The 21,327-nt window shown below is 42.2% G+C and carries 18 protein-coding genes; 12 read left to right on the top strand and 6 right to left on the bottom strand.

Features of this window, described 5'->3' with window-relative positions:
• Nucleotides 1–47: 47 nt before the first annotated feature.
• Together DSL64_RS02285 and DSL64_RS02280 are read left to right on the top strand one after the other, a co-directional pair.
• Nucleotides 48–3,212 carry an FAD-dependent oxidoreductase gene (locus DSL64_RS02285; RefSeq protein ID WP_115829010.1) on the top strand — a complete coding sequence of 1,055 codons (3,165 nt, stop codon included), beginning with the start codon at nt 48–50 and terminating at the stop codon, nt 3,210–3,212.
• Between the two features lie 36 nt (nt 3,213–3,248).
• Complete coding sequence (locus DSL64_RS02280; protein WP_115829009.1) at nt 3,249–4,331, top strand: hypothetical protein; 1,083 nt, start codon at nt 3,249–3,251, stop codon at nt 4,329–4,331.
• A gap of 228 nt (nt 4,332–4,559) precedes the next feature.
• Here DSL64_RS02280 and DSL64_RS02275 read toward each other — a convergent pair whose 3' ends face one another.
• The 3 genes from DSL64_RS02275 to DSL64_RS29470 all read right to left on the bottom strand — a co-directional run bounded on the left by DSL64_RS02275 (nt 4,560) and on the right by DSL64_RS29470 (nt 8,108).
• Nucleotides 4,560–6,017 carry a T9SS type A sorting domain-containing protein gene (locus DSL64_RS02275; RefSeq protein WP_115829008.1) on the bottom strand — a complete coding sequence of 486 codons (1,458 nt, stop codon included), beginning with the start codon at nt 6,015–6,017 and terminating at the stop codon, nt 4,560–4,562.
• Between the two features lie 56 nt (nt 6,018–6,073).
• On the bottom strand, nt 6,074–7,087 hold the full coding sequence (locus DSL64_RS02270; RefSeq protein WP_115829007.1) for a phage tail-like protein: 1,014 nt from the start codon (nt 7,085–7,087) through the stop codon (nt 6,074–6,076).
• A 775-nt stretch (nt 7,088–7,862) separates the two neighbouring features.
• Nucleotides 7,863–8,108, bottom strand: coding sequence for a DUF2024 family protein (locus tag DSL64_RS29470; protein ID WP_115829006.1), 246 nt, complete (start codon nt 8,106–8,108; stop codon nt 7,863–7,865).
• A gap of 1,072 nt (nt 8,109–9,180) precedes the next feature.
• On the opposite strand from DSL64_RS29470, the gene DSL64_RS02260 reads away from it, so the two are divergent.
• The 8 genes from DSL64_RS02260 to DSL64_RS02225 all read left to right on the top strand — a co-directional run bounded on the left by DSL64_RS02260 (nt 9,181) and on the right by DSL64_RS02225 (nt 18,093).
• Nucleotides 9,181–11,529 carry a TonB-dependent receptor gene (locus DSL64_RS02260; protein WP_115829005.1) on the top strand — a complete coding sequence of 783 codons (2,349 nt, stop codon included), beginning with the start codon at nt 9,181–9,183 and terminating at the stop codon, nt 11,527–11,529.
• A 5-nt stretch (nt 11,530–11,534) separates the two neighbouring features.
• A complete protein-coding gene (locus DSL64_RS02255; protein ID WP_115829004.1) occupies nt 11,535–12,698 on the top strand; it encodes a PepSY-associated TM helix domain-containing protein in 1,164 nt (387 codons plus the stop codon).
• Between the two features lie 15 nt (nt 12,699–12,713).
• Entirely contained in the window at nt 12,714–12,941 is a 228-nt protein-coding gene (locus DSL64_RS02250; RefSeq protein WP_115829003.1) for a TetR/AcrR family transcriptional regulator, read from the top strand.
• 5 nt (nt 12,942–12,946) lie between these two features.
• Nucleotides 12,947–13,312, top strand: a complete 366-nt coding sequence (locus tag DSL64_RS02245) for a TetR-like C-terminal domain-containing protein (RefSeq protein WP_115829002.1) — start codon at nt 12,947–12,949, stop codon at nt 13,310–13,312.
• A 172-nt stretch (nt 13,313–13,484) separates the two neighbouring features.
• A complete protein-coding gene (locus tag DSL64_RS02240) occupies nt 13,485–14,378 on the top strand; it encodes a helix-turn-helix domain-containing protein (protein WP_115829001.1) in 894 nt (297 codons plus the stop codon).
• Between the two features lie 118 nt (nt 14,379–14,496).
• Entirely contained in the window at nt 14,497–15,624 is a 1,128-nt protein-coding gene (locus DSL64_RS02235) for an NADH-dependent flavin oxidoreductase (protein ID WP_115829000.1), read from the top strand.
• A 929-nt stretch (nt 15,625–16,553) separates the two neighbouring features.
• Nucleotides 16,554–16,817, top strand: coding sequence for a helix-turn-helix transcriptional regulator (locus DSL64_RS02230; RefSeq protein WP_115828999.1), 264 nt, complete (start codon nt 16,554–16,556; stop codon nt 16,815–16,817).
• A 4-nt stretch (nt 16,818–16,821) separates the two neighbouring features.
• Nucleotides 16,822–18,093, top strand: coding sequence for a type II toxin-antitoxin system HipA family toxin (locus DSL64_RS02225; RefSeq protein ID WP_115828998.1), 1,272 nt, complete (start codon nt 16,822–16,824; stop codon nt 18,091–18,093).
• Nucleotides 18,094–18,458: 365 nt separating this feature from the next.
• On the opposite strand, the gene DSL64_RS02220 is transcribed toward DSL64_RS02225, so the two are convergent.
• The gene (locus DSL64_RS02220) at nt 18,459–19,346 is read right to left on the bottom strand and encodes a UPF0236 family transposase-like protein (RefSeq protein ID WP_115828997.1); all 888 of its coding nucleotides are present in this window, start codon (nt 19,344–19,346) and stop codon (nt 18,459–18,461) included.
• Between the two features lie 434 nt (nt 19,347–19,780).
• Between DSL64_RS02220 and DSL64_RS02215 the strand changes: the two genes are divergently transcribed.
• On the top strand, nt 19,781–20,341 hold the full coding sequence (locus tag DSL64_RS02215) for a PDDEXK nuclease domain-containing protein (RefSeq protein WP_115828996.1): 561 nt from the start codon (nt 19,781–19,783) through the stop codon (nt 20,339–20,341).
• A gap of 87 nt (nt 20,342–20,428) precedes the next feature.
• Here the strand turns inward: DSL64_RS02215 and DSL64_RS02210 are convergent, their stop codons facing one another.
• Nucleotides 20,429–20,722, bottom strand: a complete 294-nt coding sequence (locus DSL64_RS02210) for a putative quinol monooxygenase (protein WP_115828995.1) — start codon at nt 20,720–20,722, stop codon at nt 20,429–20,431.
• Nucleotides 20,723–20,741: 19 nt separating this feature from the next.
• On the opposite strand from DSL64_RS02210, the gene DSL64_RS28885 reads away from it, so the two are divergent.
• Complete coding sequence (locus DSL64_RS28885; protein ID WP_158547846.1) at nt 20,742–20,882, top strand: hypothetical protein; 141 nt, start codon at nt 20,742–20,744, stop codon at nt 20,880–20,882.
• Between the two features lie 70 nt (nt 20,883–20,952).
• On the opposite strand, the gene DSL64_RS29655 is transcribed toward DSL64_RS28885, so the two are convergent.
• Nucleotides 20,953–21,189, bottom strand: coding sequence for a T9SS type A sorting domain-containing protein (locus DSL64_RS29655; RefSeq protein ID WP_115828994.1), 237 nt, complete (start codon nt 21,187–21,189; stop codon nt 20,953–20,955).
• Nucleotides 21,190–21,327 lie beyond the last annotated feature (138 nt).

Genomic DNA, 21,327 nt, shown 5'->3' with positions numbered 1-21,327 from the left:
AAATACTTCAATATTCCTAAGACCCTGACCTAACCCAATGACAGACGATGAACAGACGGAAATTTTTAAGCTATAGCATGCCTGCCACTGGAGCAGTTTTGCTCACCAATTCATTATTAAATCAACAGGCTTTTGCAGAAATAAGCCGCCAATTCGATGGACAGAATCCTGTCGGAGTTTACGATATTGTAATCAACGGCGCTGGACTTTCGGGATATTTTGCGGCGTTGTACGCAGCCAAAACTGGAAAGAAAGTTTTGCTCGTTGAAAAACGAAGTAGTCCCGGTTATGAACTGGCTGCCAAAAGCCAGCTTTGGATGGGGGCTGAAGGCTTTGATAAGCTCAGACCTGATCTGAAAGCGCTTTTTCTACCCGAACAGGAAATACCCGAAATTAAAAACACCAAGGCGACCGGCGAAACTAAAAGCCACTTCGGGGATCAAATCGCTCTTTTTAAAGGGAGTGTGAGGAAGGGCATGGTGCGCAATTTGTTGTTAGGTAATGTGGATTTGTTACTTATGACCGATGTCTGCGGACTATTTGAGGACAAAGGTCAGGTAACCGGGGTTTTAATTGCAACCAAACAAGGTGTTTTTGAAGTCAGGTGCAAAGCATTTTTAGATGCATCAGACCAGCTTCTTTTTAGCAGAAACTTATCTGGAAAGTCTCCAAAAGTAAGCAGGGCCGGTTTCGTGCTTGAACTTCAGGGAGTGCAAAATCCTACCGTTCGGCAGATTCAGGTTGATTCAGGGTTTGGAATTTATAATAATACAGTAATGCTACAACCTGGTAAACTTTCTGATGACCACGCTTTTCTGCATTATCATTTTGACGTTAACACCGCAAAGCTCGAGGAGATTGAGCACAAGGCGCGTTTGATCGCTACCGAGCTGGGTTCTAAAATAAAGTCTTTGGGTACCGCCTTTGAAAAAGCCCAGATACACCAGTACGCACTTGAAGCATCTCTGATTCTGGAAGAACCAAAATTGCCTGCAACAAGTTTGAAAGGACATTATTTTCTGCACGGGGAGAGCGAAGAGTTAAGCGCGTCGAAGATTATCGGCCTTGAAAAGAATGCGCAAAATCAGATAAAGGCAGTAAGATATACCACCAACAGTTCAAAAGGCCAACATCTGGTTCTACCAGGAAAGAAAATTGCTGAATCTGAGATACGTTTTCAGGAAGTACAAGAACCTGGCTTCAACATATTGCTGCGCGAGGTAAAGCTCGACTGGGAGAAGGCGGTCAGCAAAAAGAGCGAAACACAGGTGGTTGTTGCAGGTGGTGGTACTGCCGGCGCGCTCTCAGCTGCGGGATCAGTTGAAAAGGGGGCTGACACCATTGTCGTGGACTATTTTAATGATCTAGGCGGAACGAAAACAATGGGTGGGGTGATGGGCTACTACCATGGTGTAAAGGATAATGTCTTTTTTAAAAAGCAGAATGAAGAGGCAGAACGTGTCGCTCAGGAAGCTAATATGACAAAAAAAATAGGCAGACAAATTTACCATCTAAAATCTGTCCTTGACAAGGGGGGGCAGTTTATCACTTCAGCAATTTTGTGTGGTGCAGTCACCAGAAACAACGCAGTAAAAGGTGTGGTAGTTTGCCGGAATGGGCAGTTAGAGCTCGTGCTTGGTGAGGTTACCATTGATGCTACAGGTGATGGTGATGTGGCTGCCTTCGCCGGAGCCTCGTATCAAATAGGAGATGAAAGAATTGGATACACCCAAAACTACAGCCAATGGGATGTGGGAGGTGTAGGGAAGTTACCCTCGCATACAAACCGTGATTACGATATACTCGACAATAGGAAAATAGCTGAACAGCAGCGGGGTTTCCTTATTTCTCATTACGAAGCTCACTTTTATGACTTTCACCCATTCCTGACAGTTAGAGAATCCAGACGGATTGATGCTATTCATAATATTGATCTCATCGACTGTGTAGAGAAGCGTCATTTTAAGGATATGCTCGTATTGGCCAGCAGTGATTTTGATCCTCACAACGTAGCATCCTCTGAATATTCCAAATGTGGTTTCTTGCTTCCTCATTCCAACGATATCACCATTGAGATACCATACCGTTCTATCGTTCCCAAATCGGTGGATGGGCTACTTATATCGGGCCGTGGTTTCGGGCAAAGTCGTAATGCACTTCAATTCACGCGTATGACCGCCGATTTGCTTGTATTGGGTTACTTCACTGGCCAGATTGCTGCCGATCTCGCCTGGAAGAAAATACGGCCACGGGATTATGACATTACCCCTTTACAAAAAGAATGGGCTACCCTGAAGTACTTCCCGGCAGGATATATGAACAGGCAAGAAGGTGATAAAAGAGCCAGTTTACAGGAAGTACAGCGGCGCGTGAAAGAACTCGAGTCGGGGGCTGAGGAATACATGTATGAGTGTAGCAGAATAGACAAATCAATTATTTTGCCGGTCCTCAAAGATTGTTTCGAGCAAACCACAAATACAGAAGGAAAACTATATACCGCCAAAATGCTTGCCTGGTTTGGAGATCCATCCGGTAATAGCTTGATTGGTGCTGAGCTGAATACGATGTTCCAAAAGGAGCAGCAGGATGGGTATCCTAAGGGCTATATCGATGACTATGACGACATCCGAGGAAGGGAAAAGAATAAACTTGAAGGATTGTTTTGGCGAATAAACCAGAATATTGCGCTTTTGGCAATGTCTGGAAGTAATTCAGAGACGGCCTTGGTAGAAAATATACTCGCCAATACGGTGTCAGGGGGGGAATTGGTGCCGCGGAAAGACAGCTATTTCAATGGAAGAATTGATATTAAGTTCATACCTTTTCACAACCGGATTCTAAGTTTATGTATGTACGCTGAACGAAACCCGAGTAACACTTTAATCAGCAGTTTAGAGAAGCTTTTGACAGACAAAAAAATAGGAGGCTTCGTAACCACACAATATGAAGATGTGCGCTGGCAAGTTCACAGGGGATCACTTGAAATCAGTATCGCTGCAGCATTAAGCCGTTGTGGATCAAAGAAAGGACATGAATTACTCTGTGATTATTTGACAGACCTACACTTTAATTATAAGGATTTTGCCAGAAGAGAACTCTCAGAGACAACGAAAAAGTCATTCGGATACGATCCAAAAGCCTGGAGAAAACACATCTCAGCAATGACATTTCCAAGTGTAACAACTCCTTTAAGAAAAAGCATAGAGTTGTAAATTAGCAATACTGCCACCATTTTGAAGCGCAATTTTATGCCAAAACTAATTATTCTGGTAAACCTGCTTATACTCACTGCACTCTTTCCTGTAATGGGGCAACTGGTTGAAATCAGCTACTATCAGAGTAAATCTTTAAAGGCTGTACAACTTAGCTCTGAGCTGGGAAATTTCGCCATTCTTGACGATAAGAAACAGTCCGTTGCCATTCAACAGATTAAGGATGGCAGCGGGTTGATTTACTGGTATCGCCGGGTGGCGACCGAAGTGTGTGTTACCGGCGAATGCCGGCCGATTGATGTAGGTATTTATTGGGATTGCACAGGAGACTTCTTTGGGTTGACAGTGTTCAAAGAGCCACTAACAAAAACGGATCACAGCAATTTTAATGATTTCGACTATACCAAATTGATGGCCATCCTTGCAGATGACTGGTCCATTTTAAGAGAGTATGATCTAAATGATCTCACAGACGAAAAGCAGGAAGCTAGCGTGGATGCAGTGAGCGGGGCTACCAAACGAGAAATTGCAGAAGGTGCTGTAGAAGATGCAGTGTACACTACACATACGCTCTGGCATCTGATTCATGTAGGAGAAAAGGAGCAATTATCCGATCTCACAGCCAGGCAATTAGCGAATGAGCGACTGCTTAAAATCTTGCTGAAAGCTGATAAAGGTAAATATCAGCCTTTCATTCTCGAAATGTTCGGACTGGGAAAGATTAAACAAAGCCCAGAGATAGAACAGTTGGTCCTAGATGCAGTTGGGCCCGATGTGAGCCGCATAATACAATCCGTCGGTATCAAAGCAATAGCGAAGCTCAACATGCAGGCACATGATTTGCAAAATCAATTTGCATTAGCCTACGGATCCAGAAACGAAGCAGATAAAATGGCAATATTGACTGCTATGCAGCCGATACCAGTACTTTCAACTCAGTTTTATGACACATTGGCCAGTGATCTGACCACGTCGAATCCATGGATGGCAGTAAAACTTTTGCCAATTCTAAAAGACTATAAACCGCATTCACAAAAAGTATTGGAGGTGGTCAGATCATTATCGGCAAGTGAAATAAGTTCCCTAAAAAAGGCCGTAGAAAATTTCATCAACAAATAATATATAAATAACCATTTAGTCGTCTCCAATACAATTACAGTAAGAGCAGCACCTTTGGAGCGGGATAATGAGTTGCTTACCGGCCCTGCAGTAGCACGAAACAAGTCTGCCTTTTTTGTCCGGCCTTACCAAGGTAAGAATATCTCTTTGGTAAGGCCGGACGATGTTTTTTTGCAGGATTGCTTTTGACAGTTACAACTTCTGTTGAAAAACCACCTGCTGAAATTTTTAAAGAACAATCAATCTGTGGTATACTGTTTTACCTGCCGACTCCAGGCGGATCAGATATATGCCGTCAGTAAGATCAGATGTATTGATTTGAATCTTACCGGCAGATAAATGCCTTGTTGTAACGGGCAACTTTCTCCCTAACACATTGTAAATTATGACCTGATCGGCAGGATCAGAGGACTCAACAATTATTGGTTCTTTATTCAACACCGGATTGGGATACACAGACGATGTAAAGCCTTGATCAACAATTTTAACCGAGATAATCCGGCTATAACTGAAACTCCCATCAGTATCAACTGATCGCAGCCGGTAGTAAACAGTTTTTGCCGCGGCCGGCTTAAAACTGTCTATGTGAGAATAACTTGCCAATGAGCCGGAATTGCCTGCCGCGTTGACTTTTCCGATCAGATCAAAATGTTTTGCATCGATACTTCTTTCTATTTCAAAATGCGACGCATTCGATTCTTGGGTTGTGATCCAGTTAATTACGATCTGGTTTTCAGAAAGGCGTGCACTGAAATCAGTTAAGGTTACCGGCAAAGCGGCTTGAGAAATTGCCCCCAGTGTGAACGGGCTCCAGGCTGATATGGTTTTGCTTGTCACTGATCCACTCTGCAGGGTTCCCGTAACCTGAGAAGATCCCTCGTTTTGCCAGCCTGAAAGCGTCTTGTGGGCCACTTGAAAAACACCTAGATTCTCAGAGGTTGTGATAGGAGCATTATTTGTTGCGTCCCAGAACACAGTAACGCGGCCCGTTGCAGCACTCACCGGTTGCAGGTCCCAGTATTCCTGCGTATTGTAGCTTTGCAGCGCAATATTGGAAGCCCCTGTTGTTGTGAAGCTGGCCGTTCCGGCATCACCCGAAGAATATTTAACCTGAAACCCAGACTCGTTTTCATCCAAATTAACCTCCACAGGCTGAAATTTACTGCCGTTACCAACCGGGTAGCTGAACAGACCCACACCCATCTTTTGCACATATCCATTTACATGGCTATTGTCAGATGCTCCGTCGACAGTTGTGGATTCTGATAGAATCAGTGGCGATGATGATGAGCTTGTAGTAACGATTCCGTTTGTTAACAATAAATTGCCATCTACTCTTAAAGGACTGTTTAACTGCAGGCCGCCAGGATTGTCGACTACCATGTTGTTTGTAAAAAAAGTTTCGCTACCATCTATTGTCTGAGTTGTGACGCCATTAAACCTGACGGTTCCCAAAGAGCCTGCTTGCATGGTCTGCTCACTAGTGAGCTTACCGGAAACAGACAAGTTTCCGTTGTTTTTAAGCTCACTACCACTTAGCAGACGGGTATCGCCATTCACATGTAAGGTGGTAGAGTTGGTAATTATAATTTTCGCGCCGTTGCTGGTCAGTGCATGCTGGGCACTAGATTGCTCGGTAGCAAGGAGCACAACTCCTAAAACTGCCAGAAGTGATATATTATTCATGCTGTTTTGTATTCCAGAGTTACTTTTAATAGAATTTATATTATGCAACTTTTGGTCTACTCACTGATGGTAGAAGCGGTGATATAGGAAATAGGCCTTACATAAAAGTTATTAGTTGTATTATTTGATTTTCTGGCGACTTGAATTGTGAATGTACCCGCTGTTACAGTTTTAATTATCGTTTCTACGGTATATTTTGCGCCTACGCTTTGCGTGGCCGGATTATCCGAGACCCCATCGGATTCAAATCCTCCAGAGGAGCTAAAGTTTGTTCCTGTTTTGTATCCCGTTCCATAATAGACGCCTCCAATTAAGCTTACTGCATCATTGGTGCTGAATTTCACCCGGCAACTTACATCTGCACTGGCACTTCCTGCTCTCTGCGTTAAAACTTTTGATTGAATCAAATAGGTCTTATTTGCCTCCAAATTTATGCTAACAACGTCTTGGTAGGCGTTTGATTCGACCAGCAGATCCGTAGTACGTCTAGCAAACAAAGTGCTTGCCGATGCGCCTGCAGCCGCAGGAGCTGCCCATTCTCCGTCTCCTCTCAGAAATGTGGTTGGGCTGGCTGTACCTGCCGCGTTGATTTTCTGTATTGTTACAGAACCATTCGCAAGTTTTGTTGTATTGACAGCTCCGCTGGTGATTGTGGTAGAGCCTGAATTGTTAATAGTGATATCACCTGTGACTGATACAGGAGCCTGAGGGCTGAAAGGGCTGGAACCCGATGTCAGATAGAGTTGTCCCGCAGCGCTACCATTGGCAAAACCCTGGCCATTGGCTCCGTTAGCTCCGTTGACTCCATTCAGTGTTTGCCAAGCACTACCATTATAAAAATAAAAACCCTCCGCTGCGTCAATCTGGTATATTAATAGTCCCTTAGCGGGAGCCGAAATCAGGTTTTTTTGCGCAAAGCTCATGCGTGGTATCAGTACCCCTTTTTGCGTGCTGAGGATATCTAAAACAGCGCTTTGGTCAGGAGTATCTGTGTTAATACCCACATTATTTTGAGAATAGGCACTTTGATAAATAAAAAAGGCAAAAACAATCATGAAAAAGTATTTCATAAAAAAAATAAAGGTTTGATAAATTATTTATTAGATATTAATAGTATAGAATAGAATAGAATTATTACTATTAAACTATTTCGCAAAGCCGCTTATGGAGCGATTTTACTCGCGCTTGCCAGATCGGCCCGCTGGATTAGTTACAACCTTAAATTGTAATGGTGTGAAAGCTGGGTAACCTATAATTAATATCTATGCTGTAGTGGTGCATGCAAAGGGTTGTACTTCAGTGGCCTTGATGTTTTGTTATACCGCCTGTGGCGGCACTGTTGGCTTGTCTTATTTTCGAGTGCTTTTTTTGAAAATATTTTCACAAGAATATCAAACCGGTGTAGGGAGGGGAGAAAATCTCAGTTAGCCTATGGCATAAAGAAAAGAAGAATCTCCGGCTCCTATTGTGCCGATTGAGCTTGGCCGGGTATTTACTCAAAAAAGTTACTTGGCAGCACGCAATCCGAACTAAAATACTCAATAGGTTAAAGTACAAAGGTCTACAGTCCGTCTCAGTCTGGTTTACAACCATCAGACAACATAATCTCAGGAGGGGCAGAGTGCGTTTCTTACACTTTGGGTTCGATAACAGAACTCTTAGGCCGAATTCAGCTTAAAAGGCTTAGTTTCTCTATCGAAGTATAGAGGACTAGCCTTATCAGCATCCTTCAGATGGCAGGTGACTTTCTTGTGAGTAAATCCATCACTGTCCTTTTGTGTTCTGAATGATATACGATGACTTACGCAGTAAGCAATGCTTCCTTAGCCAGGTTTGTTATCAGCACTATCTACACCCTCGCATTTTGATGATAAAATATCCCTTATTCTCGACGGATTTTTGAATTTCGTGTGTTGCCTGCTCTATATGACAGAACCTGCATCCAGCTGAAGCGAGTGCTTGTCTCTGTTGTCCCTTCGTCGAGAGATATTCGCGTCCATATTCATATACTGTACTAACATTTAAAAAACTGATTTTGATGTTAGTGCTATAATTGGCATTTGTGAAATGAGAATAAAGGGTAGCTTGCATTAAGAAAGACTACTTTTAATGCCAGATTGTTCAAAGTTTTCTTGCCCAGACTGGGTAGTCTTTTTATTATTTGTTTCTGTTCGTGTTCAGCGAGCAATAATATTTACATGCAGCTGTAAATAATCCGGCTACATTTAGCCCTGCACAACATATGGTCAGTAGAACCGATACGGTAAGAGTGATAGCTGGAGTACCGTTGGTACCATAAGATATGAGCCCCCTTCTGGTAGGCGAGCAAATTCCTGTATTACGCCTGGTCAAATCTTTGGGTGAGAGCTTCGACTTAAACCAGTCACTACCGGAAACTCCAACCATTCTTTTTTTCTATCCGGGGGGCTAGTGCCTCAGTCGACCTTTGCACTGTAATCGGTAAATAACAATGCACCATAATTGGCAACAAAAATGCACCAGATAAAAAGCTTTGGGGCATGACCTCAAAGCTTTCTACACCTAAATTGTCGGCTTACCCACCCCGGCATTTATAAATGTGTATTTATCCAAATTTATGGCTTACTTCATAATCCACCGAATGCACCGTGAAGGTCTGTCCGTCCAGCACATCAGCAATTATCTGATGCTGAACCGGCGCATGGTTATCAAGTATCTTAGCATGAGCGAACAGGAGTACGAGGCTTTTTTGATTCAGCACTAGGATAGTAAAAAGATCCTACTGCCTTGTGAATACCTCTTCAGAGAGCGTCTGGAAAAGTTTCAAGACACTTCTGCTGCGCAAATGCATGATTGGCTCAAAGAGCACTTCGATGATCTACCAGCAGTCCAAATAAATGTTGACTGACAGGACAGGTGTAAAAGTATTGAAGTAGATAGCGCCAGACTAGATTGCCATCATCATTGGCTGTAAAAATGCAAAGTCAGGTATTTTTGTAAACATGATCAGCTGGTCTTTCTGCATGGTCGCCCCCGTCTTACCGTCACGGTCTGATTAGTTTCAATACGCAGTCGCAGTTTGTTCAATACAAAAGGTGCAGTTCATGTATCCAAAGACAAATATTAAATTTATTTTTAATTAGTATAAATAGTCTTATGTTTGCGCGAAAATAACGTTCGCTTAATGAAAACAAGATTACAACTAATACTATTCTTTGCCGCTTCTATTTGTTATTTCAACCTCGTTATTGCCCAACCCGTGTCGGGAGTTGTCAGGGGTACGGTAAAGGATAACAACAAGCAGCCTGTTCCGTTTGCTTCAGTCATTGTAAAAGGTACCAATATAGGTACTACTGCAAACGGTGACGGAATTTACCGGCTTGGTAACTTGCCCAAAGGAAATGTTTCAATCAGAGCTTCATTCATCGGGTATACGATTCAGGATAAAAACATTACACTCGATTCGGACAGGGAACAAAACCTGGATTTCGAACTAAAAGAAAGTTCGTCCCAACTTGACGAAGTCATTGTTTCCGCAGGGCGCAGGGTGGAGTCGCTGGCTGAAACGCCATCATCTGTGACAGTCGTAAATGCCAAAGAGATCAGCGCGCTCTCTACCATAAGTCCTAATATTGCCAACATACTTGCGTTTTCGGTTCCCGGTTTGGGAGCATCTACCAATCAGACCGGCAATTCAGGACAAACATTGCGGGGGCGTAACCTGCTGGTATTGATTGATGGCATACCACAATCAACTCCGCTCAGAGCCGGAGGGCGGGATATCCGTACAATTGATCCGTCGGTGGTCGAGCGGGTGGAGGTCATTAAAGGCGCCACTGCGATTTACGGAAACGGTGCGGATGGAGGACTGATTAACTACATTACGAAGACACCAAAAACAGATCAGAAAATCGGTGGGTACAGCCAGTTAAGTCTTACAGGAAATACCCGGGGAGACAGCACGCTGGGCTTCCGTGCTTCACAGCAATTGTACGGACGTATAGCCAGGTTTGATTATGTGGTTAGCGGGATGTACGAGAAAACCGGTGTTTACCGCGATCCGAAAGGACTGGTGATATCTCCCGATTACGGGCTGGGTGAAACCAAAATATACAATGCATTTGCGAAGGTGGGTTACAATTTTAATGGTTCCCAGCGCATAGAGGCCATGTATAACTATTACAGCTCCAACCAGCATTCGGCTTACATTGCCAAAGCAGGGGTTTATAGACAATCTCCGGCAATTGGTGTGTGGGGAATTCGCAAAGGAATTGACGAGGGTACCCGCTACAATCACAATGCCAATATCCAGTACACCAACAAGAATATTTTTGGCCGGACTTCTTTGTCTGCTAATGTATATCTGCAGGATTTCTGGACGGTTTATTCAAATTCAGAATCATTTTTTGGCAGCGGGCAATCAGCTATTATTTCAACCAAGAAAGGATTCAGACTCAACCTGAATACGCCTTTTGCGATATCCTCCAAGCTATCGGGAGATGTGACCTATGGCGTGGATATATTAAATGATAAAACGGAGCAAAACCTGGTCGACGGCCGCGTGTGGGTACCGCGCATCAGTATGAACAATTTGGCACCTTATGCGCAGCTTACCACGCAGTGGTTTAATTACCTGAATCTGAAAACGGGCTTGCGTGCTGAAAATATCAAAATGAATATTGCTGATTATGCCACTTTGGCTACCGGTCCCGGCGGCGCAGGAAGCATTGACGTAACGGGCGGAAAGCTGGATTATAACGCTTTTGTATTTAATGCAGGACTTCGGTATTCAAAATTCAAACGCTTCAATCCTTTCGTTAGCTATTCACAATCATTTTCTATTTTCGATCTGGGCAGAATATTAAGGGCTGCAAACGAAAACACGGTGGCCGGTCTGCAGACAGAACCGATCATTGTAAACAACTATGAAGTTGGTTTCAGCAGTGCACTAGGGCCGTTGAGCGTGTCGGCCGCTTATTATTACAGTACATCCAAACTGGGTTCCAATCTGCTTCTGGTGGATGGAAAATACGTGGCGGAAAGATTACCGGAGCGGGTTTGGGGCTATGAGATGCAGGTTGATTATCAGGTAACTACCGGCCTTGTGGTGGGAGGCAATTATGCTTTTGTAGAGGGTAAAGGGGATAAGGACGGTGACGGAAATTTTAACGGCCCGACAGATAAATACCTAAATTCTAACCGCATTACGCCGGCAAAAATTGCGACCTACGCCCGCTACAATAAGGGCAAGTTTAATGCTGACCTGAACTGGTTGTATGTAGGAAAAAGAGACAGGTTTAAACCCAATGAAAAAGGCGTATATCCAATCGGTGAGGGGCCAATCGAATCTTACAATACGTTCAATTTGTCTTTGGGATACAAAGTCACGGAAAACCTGAAAGCCGATCTGGGTATTGAAAACCTGCTTAATACGGTTTATTATCCGTCTATTGCACAGTTTTACGGCACAGCCATTGATTACCGGAGAGGAAACGGGCGCAGATTTAATCTAACGGTAGGGTACCGCTTTTAGTAAATATGAAATTAAAAAAAGTGGTCAGCTTTTTACACCTATGGCTCGGAGTTGTCTCCGGGCTTTTTGTGTTTTTGATTGCCGTAAGCGGCTGTCTTTATGCTTTTGTCGACGAGCTCAAACCCATAGTTTACCGTGAGCGCTTGTTTGTTACGCCAGAAAATAAGGAAAAACTCCCCCTGACCCGGTTACTGGGCATTGCCCAGCAAACACTTGGAAACGACAAAATCATCACCAGGATAGAGATAGCCAATTCACCGGACCGTTCCGTTACATTCAGGTCGCAGAAGAATAACCCCGACGGCTTGACCCACTGGGACTATTTTGAATACTACTACCGGGTATACATCAATCCATACTCCGGAAAGGTCATTTATGTTGAAGATTCAAAAAATGAGTTTTTTCAGCTTGTGCTTGCGTTGCATATGCGAATGCTTTTCGGAGAAAAGATAGGCCATTATGTTGTCGGTTATTCTGTGCTCAGCTTTGTGATTGTGCTACTCTCCGGCTTTATTCTGTGGTTCCCCAAGAAATGGAAGCTTAAAAGCATTAAGAATAATTTCACTATTAAATGGAGCGCAAAATGGAAAAGACTCAATTATGACCTGCATCAGATACTTGGACTCTACGCTTTTTTTGTACTGCTATTGACCTCGCTGACAGGGCTTGTCTGGGCATTTGACTGGATGCAGAATTCTGTCCGTTTTGTTGCGAATGCTGGAAGAAATATAGAAAAGTCACCTCTTTTGGTCTCAGATACATTGCAGACACAAACTGTTTCCGGGTTGGATAAGGCATTCACTACCACTGCCGCGCACTATCCGGATGCGTATGCGTACATGGTATTATTACCAGTCAAAGCTGCGTCTACCATAAACACACTGGTTTATAAGAAGGACTGGAATCGCTTCGACCGCCTGCTGATCGTATACGACCGTTATTCAGGAAAATTGCTTTCCAATACTTCCTTTCAAAACCTTAACAATGGTGATAAGGCCTATCAACTCAATTTTGACCTGCATACGGGAGCGTATTTGGGTCTGTTTGGTAAAATTATCTCATTCTTTGCGGCCCTGGCTTGCTCGACATTACCTGTCACCGGGTTTTACATTTGGTGGGGCAAAAACAGAAAGAAGGTCGCCCGTCCAAGGCTACGAAGTGTGCGGTAAGTTCTTTGGCATAATTTGTTAAAATTAATTCTTGATGCCGCGCATGACTTGTATTGGAAGAAAGGCTTGAATTTTACAACGATACGTAAAATTGCGAAAAAGACAGATTACAGCCCAACAACCATTTACCTGTATTACCCAAGCAAGGATCTGATTTTCTACGATATGCAGGAGTTTGCATTTGAAAGCCTGCACAAAGCCCTACAGTCCGTTGATGTGAATAAAGGTCGGTCAGCAGATTAAACAGCCTGGGCAGAACATATATCGATTTTGTTATTGAAAATCCTGAAAAATATGATCTGATGTTCTTGCTGCATTTCCCAATGAATGCCATAGCGCCAAATCAACCGTGGGGTAATTTTCAGCATACCTTTGAAATAATGCAGAGTACAATAGAGGAAGGTCTGGCTCAAAAATTAATCACCTACAGTGATCCGTTAACTGGATCGCTGCAATTCTGGAGTTTTTTGCATGGGCTTACTTCCTTGAATTTAAAGGATAGGCTTGCTCATTTTGATGGTACCGGTCTCAGGAGTTTAAATCATGTTTATCAGGCCTTTGAAGAGCACCTGAAAAATATCAGCATAGGTGTTGACTGTAAGGATGATAGCTGAATACTACAGTTCTAGGGTCCCCCAGCACGTTGTATTTGCTGCAAGCTATTGACTCTTGTATTTTCTCAAAAAGCCACCCTCGTAAAAATGTGCTACAACATACTACTTTTGTATCCCTGCTGTGTTATTTGAAAGTCCGAGATTTGTACTGTAAATAACTGATAGATCAGCAATGAAACATTATGATGACATAGCCAGTTTCAGCACAGATATTGGAGTCGATATCCCTGAACATCCATTGTTTGGTATCACTTTTGGCCACAAAAGCGACGGGAATATCGATGATATTGTTTTTACAGCTGATTTCTATATCATTTCATTTCTGAAATGTATCTCAGGAAACATCAGGTACGGTAAAAAAGATTTCGACCATGGAAGGGGTAGGATGATTTTCTTCAAACCCCATCAGACCGTTACTTTTAAGAATGTAAAATCGGAAGATGGCTGCTTTCTGATTACTATCAAGGAAGATTTTTTGGCAGGTACATCTTTGTTTAAAGAGATTAAAAGTTACAGTTATTTTGATTACGAAACCAATGAAGCTTTGTATCTGTCGCCCGGCGAAGAAGAAACAATCTGGAGTCTGGTTCGTACAATGCATAAGGAAACATACAATAACACAGATGATTACAGCAAACAGATTCTGCTTGCTCATCTGGGAACTTTACTGGCCTATTCACAACGCTTTTACAAAAGGCAGTTTATCAACAGAATCCAGACCACCAGCGCTTATGCCAGCAGATTTCAGCAATTGCTTGATGCATATTACAATGAAAATAAGCTTCATCATTCAGGACTTCCGACGGTATCTTATATGGCAGACAAGTTTAATGTCTCTCCGCGTTATCTGAGTGACCTTTTAAAACAGGAAACCGGCAAAACCGCTCTTGAACTGATCCATATTCATTTGATTAAGGAGGCTAAAAATCTTTTGACCGAGGGTAAAATGAATATATCCGAGATCTCCTTTTCTCTTGGATTTGAAAACGCTAATTATTTTGCCAGACTATTTAAAAAAGAGGTCGGGGTGCCTCCCAATGTTTTCAGAGACAATAACTTAAATTAATTTTTTTCTTTTTTCAGATTTTTTTACCTGCAGTCAACTGGGGTTAGCTATGCTTGCGCCCTGGGATGAAGGTAGTAGACAGATTATCAAAACACGTAATTCTAAATAAAAATTTATAATGAGTACGCAAACCAATCAATTATTCGAAGCTTTTGCTTTTAAAAATGGAATCCAGACCAAAAACAAGATTGCGATGGCCCCCATGACAACCTGGGCAAGCAATGATGATTATACCGTAGCAGACGATGAAATCAGACATTATCAGGCCCGCAGCGGAAGTGTGGGAGTGGTGATTACAGGCTGCACGAGGGTAGCTGCAAATGGTATTGGATTCCATAATGAATATGCTTCTTATGATGATGCTTTTTTGCCAGGCCTGGAAAGACTGGCGGCTGCTGCAAAAAAAGGTGGTGCTCCGGCCATACTTCAGATCTATCATGCAGGAAACAAAGCTGTCCTGGATCTGACCCCTGACAAGCTTCCTGTCAGTGCAAGTGCCGTTGCATTGGTGCCATCCGCATTTTACCAGGGAGGGGTGGTGTCACGTGAACTTACCCATGATGAAATTCTTGAAATGATAAACGCTTTCGGGGAAACGACCAGAAGAGCAATTCAAGCAGGATTCGACGGAATAGAGCTGCACGGGGCCCACGGATTTCTGTTGCAGAATTTCTTTTCCCCATATTATAACCAGCGGACTGACCATTGGGGCGGATCTACTGAAAAACGTATGAACTTTGCTCTGGCTGTGATAAAACAGGTTCAGCAGGTTATCAAAACGTATGCAGACAGGCCATTTCTGGTAGGTTTCAGAATTTCTCCGGAAGAGCAGGAAAGTTACAGGGTAAAAGATACGTTCCCATTTATCGACAGATTGATAGAGTATGGAATTGATTACCTGCACGTTTCATTATTCAGTTTGCTCTACCAAAAACCAATGGATGGACAAGACGCAGATACCACTATTTTAAAATTGATACTCGATCACGTCAATCAGAGAATTCCTGTAGTCGCTGCCGGAGGTATCAAACAAGCCGATGATGCTGTTGAAGCAATAAACATGGGATTATCTTTGGTGGCTGTGGGGCATGCACTGATCATCAATCCGGATTGGGTCGATCTTGTATCCAAGGGAGATAGGGCTGAGGAGGTGCTGAGTATGTCCAAAGCGGATGATCTGGCAGTTCCTAAAAAACTGCAGGCCTTCATTCATGTAGCCAAAGGTTTTTTCCAGGTGACCGACTAGTGAAAGTTATGTCTGAACAATAAGCGTATAACGGAATAATATTACCTGGAAGGTTAACTCAGGGGGGTAGGTTTTCACTTAACGATACGTCAAATTACATCACTGTGTTTAAATTTCAATGAGCAACTTGGTATTCGTATACCATATTATACATTTTGCTGAGCTCAGTTTATAAGGCCTGATTTACCCGGTGTATGCCCCACGTTCATCAGTTGTTAACAAGTAACTTTTAAGTTCGGTTGAAATGAGTATAGTCCCTCTAATCTTTTCCTTAATGGCACCCATCATTATCATTTGCAAATGGGTTCGATACTGTCAGGTTGGTGTTGACGCAATTAAAATATAAGACAACTCCGACACTTTGATCCATAGTGATCTGTCGTTCAGTATTATATACGTTCGTAGTATTTGATTTCTTGTCACAAATTTTGTCAACATTTGTGACAAGAAATATTTATCCGGAAATTGTCAAAGAGATAGATTTGGTTCTTAGCCAGGAATGGTTTAGAAGATTTTTACAGCTTTCTGGAAATATTCGTCTCAGTACGCAAAAATTTTTCCTCATGTTCCAGAAAGTTACAGCATTATAACTTTTCTGTTGGTTACGGCAATTGTTCTGAATGTTTAGGTACTGGTTTACATTTCTACCATTTTGCGTTTTTAAAAATGGCTGCCTGTTCTGAGCTGAAGCCTCTGAAATGACTTAGGCTAAGATGCAAAAGTCCTACCTATCCGTTGACATAAACTAACCGGTTAATGCTTATAGTTAACTAATGATTAATATAATAGGCATTGTAGGCAAATGGACAATAAATGCATATTATAATATGTATTTATTGTTGCAATTTTAAAAACTAAAAAAAGCATATTATAATAATCAAATTTACAAAATATTGATATATTTGCATATCATAATATGCAAATATATCATGCTGGACAGTTTAACGATTCATGATGTAAAAACTCACCTTGCAGAATTGAGCAGGGTTTTGAGAAAATTCGAAGGACTAACTCAGGATCAACTTGCTGATCAGCTGGATATGTCCCGTATTACAATCCAAAATCTGGAACGACCGAAGAATGTAACCCTGGATACGTTTCTGAAAGTCCTGCAGCACTTTGATATGCTTGAAAAGTTTGACGGTTTTGTTGCTGAATGTATTGAGGACAAGGATGTAAAAAACTTATACTGAACCAATGGCCAGAAACGATATTGTTGCTGTACATGCTTTTGGTGAGGAAATAGGGAAGGTGGGTTATGATGAAAACCAGCGCCGTTCGAGCTTTCAGTACAACCCCGATTTTTTAAAAAGCGGCAGGTACAGCAATATTTTTCCAAATATCATCAAGCGTATCGCTCAGCCACAGGTATTCCGCGGCTTTGATCATGACAATTTCCGGGGTCTGCCTCCGATGATTGCGGACTCACTGCCGGACATGTTTGGTAATACCATTTTTAAAGCATGGATGGATGCTCATCAAAAAGACTTTGAAAAAATAACTGTGATCGAGCAGCTCTCTTATGTTTCCAACAGGGGCATGGGGGCACTTGAATATTATCCCAGCAAAGTTATTCCCAAGGACACTACCATTAATCTTGACGAAATTATCCGGGTTTTGGAGCAGGTGTTGTCCAGTAAGGCAGATATAAAGCAGCAAGGACTTAGCAGCTCCTCACTTCTGAATATTTTTAAGATCGGGACTTCTGCGGGTGGCGCACGCCCAAAAGTTTTAATCTCTGAGCATAAGCAGACGCATCAGATCATTCCGGGAGACCTGGAATATTCCTATGATTATAACCATTACCTGGTAAAATTATCTATTGCAGAAGATCTTGCCTATAGCCGTGAGGCTATAGAATTTGCTTATTATCTGACAGCGTCTGAGGCTGGAATTAATATGATGGATACGCACATGATCGACGGAAAACATTTTGCCACACGGCGATTTGACCGGCAGGATGGAAGAAAAAAACATATTCTCACTGCAACGGGTATGACAGGGTGGGCTTACTCCGGCGATCCCCGTAATTCTAGCTATGAGAATTTGTTCAGGCTCGCCCTGCACCTTAAGCTTACCCACAGTGAAATCAGTCAGCTTTACCTAAGAATGATATTTAATGTCATCTATGCAAACTTTGATGACCACTTAAAGAACCATTCCTTTATATATGATGAGCAACAGAACTTATGGCAACTGGCTCCGGCTTACGATCTGACCTATTCACTGAATCCAATGATAAACGTTATCCGAAATAACCGCGTTTTGTCCATTAATGGCAAAAGATCGGATATCCTGTTAAAAGACCTGCTGAGCATAGCTGAAAAGTTTACGATTAAAAATCCGAAAGGTATTATCTCGCAGGTTCAATCCGTAGCTGAATTCTGGAAGGAGCAGCTTCACGCACAACAGCTACCGGAGGTGGTGATCAGCAAAATCATTCGAGAAATGCAAACCTTTGATGTTTAGTTGTTATTCCATTCCCAAAAATGTGATAGGTCAAATAATTTTCCACCTAACATTAAAAATTCACTATTTTAATGTTAGGTCGTGATTCTGGCCTTAATTCTGATATACCAATACAATGCTTACCTTAAAGTGTTTTGCCGGACGCTATTTACAACATGAATCAGGTATTTATCCGCCAAATCTCCCTGGGTGATAGGCATGGATTTACTTAATACGGTCGAGTTGCCCCAGCATGCCAAGCTGGGCGACACCCGTTTTTGTGTTGCGAATCATCACAATATGCTTACTTTTTGCGACTAGGGAGGCATGTTTATTCTCGTTATACCATACGTCGTTATGTAAGTACGCAAGGGCGCATTTCAGTTCTACGCAGCATGGCTTAATGCTTGTGTAACACAACTCCAGCGATTACTTTCTCTGAGCACCCTCAGGTTTAGCATAGACTGAGCTCCTTTGGGAGTCCATCGTTGCCCACTACGCTTCATTCTAGTTTGTATGACAGTCCTATGCGCGGCTTCCATCGGGCCATTCCCTATCATAAGTCCTTGACTGCGAAATGACTTATAATCCATTCTATCAACGTTATTTTTATAGTATTCCAGAAGCTTTGTTCGTTGTTTCTTCACGTTTTTTGACAGCTTTCTAAGCTTCGCTATATTATCCAGAACATTCTGAGCAGAACCTTCCAGCAACTCGCCTTTTTGAGCTTTAACCCATTTTTCGCGTCTGGCTATGTCCGTAAAATGTGAGTTTGCAAAATCTGTTAAATGTTCCACTGCATGATAATAATCAAGGATGTGGGTTGCATTGGGAAATCTATTAGTCAGGTAGTTATGTATCCATTGTGCTTCATCTGTAATAAATACCAATCGGTCTTTACAATCTTTGTAAGTACCTAAGCTGGCTTCAAATTTTGGTATAAAATGGGTGTAAGACCCTAAATGACCACTGTAAGAAGACTCATCAAGTTTATAACGTATCTCACCCTGCTCTTTCGTACCGTTTTTTAACCTACAATCCTCTCTGAAAATGCGGCCAAGCTTGACCTCCTGCCATCCTTGATCCATTTGAATCATACTGCCGTCCATTGAAGCATATATCCTTTCAGTGCTGTTCAACTTTGGATGTTTGATCTCAGCCAATACATCTTCGGCAACTGCATTACCCAAGTAATCAGTTACTCTATACACCTGACTTTCAGATATATTAATACCCAAGAAAGCATTTAATAATTCATTTGATTTTGAGTACACATCCGCGGCTCGGGCTCACCCCGGCGAGTGCCATCAAATTTTGAAGATAAGGACTTATGAAAAAGCCGTTCGTTTTGGCCTTGTAGCGATGTGTTTTGGATAGCTCTAATCTACCGAATCGGGTTTGACAGAAGTTTTTTTTCGCTTATCCGTAGACGCACCCTTTTTTAAGGTAGCCTGCATCACTTGCCCACCCAACTCAGTCCATACTTTTACGGGGACGCCTAGTCGAAACCCGCCTCATAGGCATAAAAGGTCTTTTCTGACTGTAAATCAGTTAGTTTATCATATTGAGCATCTACCAATGCATGTAATTCTTCGCGGGTCATATCTGTAAAATTATTCGTTTTATTGAAAAGATCGCTTACTTGAAATCATACTTTAGGAGTTTTAAATATTTCAACCTTCAGAAGCTCTTTAAGCGAACTTCTGAAATGCGCCCAATAGAAACTCTGTCAAAGGATTTAAAAGATGATTTTACTGATATTAAAGGATTGTCATCTTCAAATTTAAAATACTGCAAAATATTCTATTCTTTTTACACAGAGTCAATTGGTCAACAACCTGTTGACCAATTATCCCATAAGCTGGTTACGCAAATACCATGGGGTCATGACATCCTCATATTCACGAAGTGTAACAATTTGCAGCAGGCAGTTTTTTACTTGCAGAGGACTCTCGAGAATGGCTGGAGTAGGGACGTCTTGGCAATGCAACTTAAATCCAATCTGTACACTCGGACCGGTGCATCGGTGATTAATTTTAAAGCTACCTTACCTGAACCTTTCTCAGATTTAGCGCGCCAAACCTTGAAAGATCCATATGTATTTGATTTTTTAAGTCTCGGCCCAAAGGTTAAGGAGCAGGATATAGAAATTCAATTGACTCATCACATCACTCAATTTTTACTTGAGTTGGGCAAAGGCTTTGCTTTCATAGGGCAGCAGTACCATTTAGTAGTTGGGGAATCCGATTATTATATAGACTTATATTAAGCTCATCCTGGAAAATGCCCGTGACGAGCATCATATTTTCTATGAAGAGCCTAAGCTTAATTATTATGAAGGGTAATACTCAATGTTTTACTTGACTGCCAGTAAGTCGACCATTTCAAGGACCGGATCAACTGCAAGCAGGTCCGGCGCATTTGCCATCAATGCTTTGGCGATCTCGCCTCCTAAATGTGCCGCCCTGCCTTCCTGAGTTTCGAATGTGTCGAAAATTCCGAATGTGGAAGGACCTATTTGCAGGGCAAACCAGTTGATGGTACCTGCTTCCTCCATCACCAAAGGCAAGGCACTTTTGAGAAAGTCCGCGACGTCTTGTTCTTTACCTGGCTTAGCTTCGAGCCTTGCCAGAATTGCCAATTTTACCATAACTGTTTGATTAATTTAAATGAAATTAATACATCCTTATGATGGGATGGTATTTAGTTTAAGCGTTAATCTTTGGGATTATACTCCTGGTATTGGTTCAGAAGTAAAAATATCCGGTGCGGTACGTCTGCCTTTGTTTCAGAAGGGGGAGTTTGTGTGATCTGGTTTTATATCATCTTGAAACTCCCATCTCAATAGATGCCTGGCCTGCTATCAACAGAATTGTGCATTTATTTATTTTGGAACTGCCTGGCTATGGTTTTATTTTCAAAGCCTAACTCGATAAGGTATATACCGGTGGACAAACCTTCCGGTGAGATTCGGTGAGATGGATCGGTTTTGATGGTGTAGTCCAAAATCACCCAATCTGAAACGTGAATCAGGTGGATACTGAATTTAATTTCACAAGAGTTTCTGACCAAGATATCGACATAGTCCTTTGCAGGATTGTATTTCCGATGTCCCATCCTTGCTTTTAGGACCTTTCGTATTATTCAGTGAATCGCCAACCTTAATTACTTTGAGATCTGATAGCACTGGCATCAAATAAATTAGCGAGATTTACTTAACACGAACTCCAGAAAAACGTCGACCAAAGCTCTGGG

Origin of the sequence: Dyadobacter luteus (genome assembly GCF_003383615.1) — a bacterium.
In the GTDB taxonomy this organism is placed as follows: domain Bacteria; phylum Bacteroidota; class Bacteroidia; order Cytophagales; family Spirosomataceae; genus Dyadobacter; species Dyadobacter luteus.
This window is presented reverse-complemented; position numbering and strand designations above follow the sequence as displayed.